General features: G+C 70.7%; 6 protein-coding genes. 4 read left to right on the plus strand and 2 right to left on the minus strand.

Annotated features, from left to right (window positions below; translation table 11 throughout):
- Positions 1–300: helix-turn-helix transcriptional regulator (locus tag G6023_RS09635; protein ID WP_182635189.1), on the minus strand; the 300-nt coding region annotated here is incomplete at its 3' end.
- A 107-nt stretch (positions 301–407) separates the two neighbouring features.
- Between G6023_RS09635 and G6023_RS09640 the strand changes: the two genes are divergently transcribed.
- Positions 408–965, plus strand: coding sequence for a DinB family protein (locus G6023_RS09640; RefSeq protein WP_182635197.1), 558 nt, complete (start codon positions 408–410; stop codon positions 963–965).
- Positions 966–1,045: 80 nt separating this feature from the next.
- The gene (locus tag G6023_RS09645) at positions 1,046–1,663 is read left to right on the plus strand and encodes a mycothiol transferase (RefSeq protein WP_182635191.1); all 618 of its coding nucleotides are present in this window, start codon (positions 1,046–1,048) and stop codon (positions 1,661–1,663) included.
- A gap of 69 nt (positions 1,664–1,732) precedes the next feature.
- On the opposite strand, the gene G6023_RS09650 is transcribed toward G6023_RS09645, so the two are convergent.
- Positions 1,733–3,223 carry a WS/DGAT domain-containing protein gene (locus G6023_RS09650; RefSeq protein ID WP_187700098.1) on the minus strand — a complete coding sequence of 497 codons (1,491 nt, stop codon included), beginning with the start codon at positions 3,221–3,223 and terminating at the stop codon, positions 1,733–1,735.
- 145 nt (positions 3,224–3,368) lie between these two features.
- On the opposite strand from G6023_RS09650, the gene G6023_RS09655 reads away from it, so the two are divergent.
- A complete protein-coding gene (locus G6023_RS09655) occupies positions 3,369–3,959 on the plus strand; it encodes a flavin reductase family protein (RefSeq protein ID WP_182635193.1) in 591 nt (196 codons plus the stop codon).
- Positions 3,960–4,372: 413 nt separating this feature from the next.
- A complete protein-coding gene (locus G6023_RS09660; RefSeq protein ID WP_182635195.1) occupies positions 4,373–5,329 on the plus strand; it encodes a type IV toxin-antitoxin system AbiEi family antitoxin domain-containing protein in 957 nt (318 codons plus the stop codon).
- The last annotated feature ends 112 nt before the right edge of the window (positions 5,330–5,441 follow it).

Raw genomic sequence — 5,441 nt, forward strand, 5'->3', positions numbered from 1 at the left:
GCCCGCCACCGCGCCGCCCGCGGCCAGCCGCAGGGCGATCGCCACCGCCACGGCTTCGCGGTCGTCGAGCAACAGCGGCGGCAGTCGCCGGCCCGAGCCCAACCTGTACCCACCACCCGCGCCGCGCTCGGATTCCACCGGATACCCCAGGTCACGGAGCCGGTCGACATCACGGCGGATGGACCGCGTGGTCACCCCCAGCTCGGCCGCCAGCTCGTCGCCCGTCCACACCGATCGCCGCTGCAGCAGGTCGAGCAGCCCCAGCACGCGCTGGGTGGTGGGCATCCTGTCCTCGGTCATGCCAGCAGTGTCCCACCCTCAGCGGACCGATCCTGTCCGGATGGGCTGACACGCTGGGCGGACACCACCACCGTCAGGAGATCACCGTGACCGCCACGACCCGTCCCATCGACTGGACAGCCCAGCTCGTCGACCAACTCGACTTCCACTGGAACGGCCAACTGCGGCCTCGCCTGGAGGGCATGACCGACGACGAATACCACTTCTCCCCCGCCGCCGACGAGCGCACCTGGGACGTCCGACCCCGCGGGACCGGCACCGCGCCCATGCAGGGCGGCGAGGGCGAGCACACCATCGACTTCGAGTTCCCCGAACCGGTGCCCGCCCCGCTGACGACCATCGCGTGGCGGATCGGCCACGTCGTCGTCGGCGTCCTCGGCGCCCGGTGGCACTCCCACTTCGGCGGACCGCCCCACGACTACATGACCCACACCTACGCCGGCGACGCCGCGGGCGGACTCGCCCAACTCGATCGCACCTACGCGGGCTGGATGGAGGGCGTGCGGGCGCTCGACGCCGAGGCCCTGGCCGCCCCCGTGGGCGAGGCCGAGGGCCCGTGGGCCGAGTACTCCATGGCCGCCCTGGTGCTGCACATCAACCGTGAGGTCATCCACCACGGCGCCGAGATGTGCCTGCTCCGCGACGTGTACGCCCACACCCATTGACACGGCGGCGCCGCCGTCGTCCCCGACCGACGCCGTCGTCCTGCTGCCCGCCACGAACACCAGACACACGAGGAGTCGTCATGCCCCTGTTCCCCGCCACCCGCGACACCGAGCGAGAGAACCTGCTCGAATGGATCGACGCCGAACTGGTCAACGCCCGGTCGATCGTCCACGGCCTCACCGGCGACCAGCTGCGCGCCTGCCCCCTGCCCACCAGCGAACTGACGCTGGGCTGGCTCATCCTGCACATCGGCGAGGTCGCCGAGAGCTGGACGGCCCGCGCCGCCGCCGCGCCCGACGCGCCCGCGACCGGGCGGTCGCTGCCGGAGGCGTTCGCCTGGGCCGAGACCGTCAACCGGGTCGACCCCGACGCCACCGCCGAGGAGATCCTCGCCGAATTCGACCGGCGGCACTCCGCCGCCCTCGACAACCTCCGGACGTGCGACCTCGACGCCCCGGTGCCGGTACCCGCCGAGATGCCGTGGTTCCCGCCCGGCCAGCCGTCGTTCAACGGACGCTGGGCGGCGATGCACGCGCTGAACGAGATCGCCCGCCACTCCGGACACGCCGACATCCTGCGCGAGGCGATCGACAGCCGGACGATGTACGAGCTGATCGCCGAGGACCAGGGCATCGACATGTCCTACATCGGAGCCTGGTTCGCCGCGCACCCTGAGGTGCCGGCCCCGCAGTGGTGACCGGCGGGAGTGGGGGCCGGCGGGAGTGGGGGCGCCGGGGTGGCCGGCCCTCGGTGGCCGGCGGCGGGCTCAGTCCTCGTCGTACCAGCCGTCGAACGTGGTGAACTGGCCCTCGATCATCCCGGCGACCGCTCCCGGTTCGGGGATGAGTTCGGCGTCGGTGGCGATCCCCACGGAGACCGTGCCGTCGTAGCTGAAGATGCAGATCCCCAACGCCTGGTCGCCGCTCATCGGCACCCACCCGAGCATCCCCGACACCGGCGTGCCGGCCAGCGAGACGGTGGAGACGGGCCCGGGCACCGAGGTCAGCTGGCCGACGGTCTTGTTGGCGAACAGGTCGATCACCGCGTGCGCCACAGGGCCGGGCGTGACGGCCACCGTGAGCATGGTGGCGAAGTTGACGTGCGGCTCGAGGGAATAGCGCACCCGCGTCATCGACGTGGTGATCGCCTCGATGAGCTCGTCGGTGTCGTCGACCCACAACGGGAGTCTCATGAGGATGAGCGTGATGTGGTTACCCAGTTCCTCCGGCAACTCGTCACCGACCGGGGAGACCGCCATCGGCACCATGAGATTGATGTCGGAGACCCGCCGGTCGCCCTGGGCGTCGAGGTACTCGGTGAGCGCCTTGGACACGGCGGCCAGCATCACGGTGGTGACGGTCGTGTCGTGCACCTTCGCCACCCGCTTGACCGCCGCCAGGTCGAGCCCCGCGATCCAGGAGACCTTCTTCTCCGCGTGCGCCTTTCCGCTCCAGGACAGTTCGGGGGATCGCGGCTCGAACAGCAGACGGAAGACGCCCCGGTAGGTGTTGGCGGTCCGGTTCTCCGCGTTGATGTTGTCCGTCAACGACTCCACGACGCGCGTCGGGACCCGCGTCAGTGACCGACCGGGTGCCGCGACGTCCCGCGCCAGGCGGGCCAGCGTCAGCGGGAACCGGACTGTGGCGCCGGTCAGCCCCCGGGCGATCCCCCACGAGTCCTTGGCCAGTCCGGCACCGGCCCCGGTGACCGCCCCGAGCATGCCGCCGCCGGAGGGCGCGAGATCCCGGCCGACGCTGGGCAGGGACGAGTCGTCCTCGTGGTCGCACAGACCCAGCACGAGCTGGGTGAGCCGGATCCCGTCGACGACGCCGTGCTGGACGCGGAACAGGATCAGCGCCCCCTCCTGCTCGCCCTCGTGCCCGTGGTAGCCCTCGATGTACTCGGCCCGCCACAGCGGTTGCCCCTTCGGCAACTGCACCGCCATCTGCTCGGCGATGTAGGCCTCGGCCTCGGCGCGACCGCCCGGCTCGGGAAGCCTGCTGCGCACGAGGTGGTTCGAGATGTCGTAGTCGGGGTCGTCGACCCAGTACCAGCGGCGGCCCCGGCGGACCGGGATGCGGTGGAACACCGGGTGGGCCTCGACCATCCGCGTCTGGATGGCCCGGGTGACCTCATCCCAGTCGGGGATCTCGGCGAACCACACCAGACAGTTGATGTACATGAGGTTGTCCGGGCGGTCCATGAGCAGCCACAGCTGGTCGCGCAGGGGGATCCGGATCCCGTCGTTCGCCGCCATAGCCCCGGCTCCTCTCGCTCGCCGACCAGTCAACGCCGACCGCTCACTCTTGCACCCGTCGATTCGTCCCCACGCTAGAGCAGCGTCGACATGCCCCACCGGGCTATGACCGAAGCGGCAACGCAAACGGCGGCACAATGGGCGGATGCGCATCGTTCACACCCCGGATGATCCCCCGGCCAAGGGCATGTACGCCCTGCTCACCGCGTCGATCACACCGCGCCCGATCGCGTGGGTGTCGACGATCTCGGCGGACGGGGTGCCCAACCTCGCGCCGTATTCTTTCTTCACCGTCGCCTGCGCCGACCCGGCGATCCTGTCCGTGACCTCGATCGGGCGAAAGGACACCTATCGCAACGTCGTGGAGACGGGCGAGTTCGTGGTGAACATCGGCACCGAGTCGCTGATGGAGGTCATGAACGCCACCTCGGCGCCCGTCGGCCCGGAGGTCGACGAGTTCGAGATGCAGGGGCTGACCGCCGACCCCTCGGACGTCGTCGCGCCGCCACGGGTCGCCGAGGCGCCGATCGCGTTCGAGTGCGTGCGCCATGACGTGATCGACCTGGGCACCAGCGCGATGCTGCTCGGACGAGTGGTGAGCGTGACCATCGACGACGAGATGCTCGCCGACGACGGTCTGCCCGACTTCGGATCACTGCTGCCGCCGTCTCGGTTGGGCCGCCACCAGTGGGGATACGCCCCGCGCACGCGCGAACTGCCCCGGCCGAGGAGGTGAGTGGGTCCCGGAGGTGACCGGCCCCGCGTCCGGCCGCGCCTCCAGCAGCAGCCCGTGCGTCGGCCGCCGTTGCAGCACCCGCCCCAGTCGCACTAGCCCTGTCGCAGTAGCTATGCCGCAGCTGCCCCTGTTGCAGCCGCCCCTGACCATGGCGTCTCGCGTGCACCGCGGTGTGGGCGGGACGCCATGGTGGCACGCGGCTGGGCCGCGCGGCTGGGGCGCGGGCGGTGCATAGCCGGTCAAGTAGCCGACAGTCCGTCAAGTAGCCGACAGTCCGCCGAACTCCTTCCGACGCGTCTGCCCATGACCGCCCGCGCCCCGGAATCCACAACCCCGGCCATCTCCACAGGCCGAGCCGGAAGCGGCCCCCGCTGCGACGATCCCCGCCTCCCCCAGCGCAATACTGCCTGGACATGAGCACCGATCACTCCCGCCCAGTCGTCATGTCCGCAGCCGAACTCCTCGCGCGCGGGTACAGCCGCCGAGCACGAGAACACGCCGAACGAACGGGTCAGCTCCACCGCGTTCGCCACGGCGTCTACGCGCTCGCATCGGACGTCCCCACCGGCCCCGACCAGGCCGAGGCCATACTCGAGATGCGCTCGCGGGCCGCGGCGGGGAGCATCAGCCCGGGGACTGCGATGTCCCACACGTCGGCCCTCGTGTTGCACGGCCTCCCCGTCCACGGAATGGATACCCTGCGGGTCACCACCACCAGGCACCGCCCCGGGAGCGGGAGCAGGCGCAGGAAGAACACGATCTGCCACAATCTCGATCTCGCCGACGTCGTGACCGAGGTGGACGGGATCCCGGTGACGACCCCGGCGCGGACGATCGTCGACGTCGCGCGGTCGAGTCCCTTCACCGGCGCGGTGTGTGCGGCGGACGAGGCGTTGCGTCGCAATCTGTGCAGCTCGGGCGACCTGGCGTCAGAGCTCGAGGCAGCTGCCGGCAGGGTCGGCATCGCGAGGGCCCGGGCGGTGGTGGCGTTCGCCGATCCGGGCGCCCAGTCTGTCCTCGAATCGGTCAGCAGGGTCACTATCAGCCGCGCCGGTCTGCCGATGCCGCAACTCCAGCGGGAGTTCATCTTCCCGGACGGGACCTCGACCTTCGTGGACATGTACTGGGAAGAATGGGGGCTCGTCGGCGAGGCTGACGGGTCGGGGAAGTACGGGATCGACGACGGCGAGGGGTCCGTCCGCCAGAAGCTGCGCGACGAGAAGAAGCGGCAGAACAACATCGAAGCACTGGGCAACATCTTCCGGCGTTGGCAGTGGGAGGACTATCTGCGCGGCAGGATCGTGCCCATCATCTGCGAGGCGATGAGGATCCAGAATTCCCTCGGACGGGGCCCGGGCCGCGCAGCGTGACCTCGGGCCAGCGCCCGGCGCCCCCGCCCCCGCCGATGACGTCTCGCTCCCGGGCATGGCGTCTCGCTTCCGGGCCTGGCGTCTCGCGCCCGGCGCGGCGTCGAAATCCCCC

It is taken from the genome of Dietzia sp. DQ11-71 (assembly GCF_014144995.1).
GTDB lineage: Bacteria > Actinomycetota > Actinomycetes > Mycobacteriales > Mycobacteriaceae > Dietzia > Dietzia kunjamensis.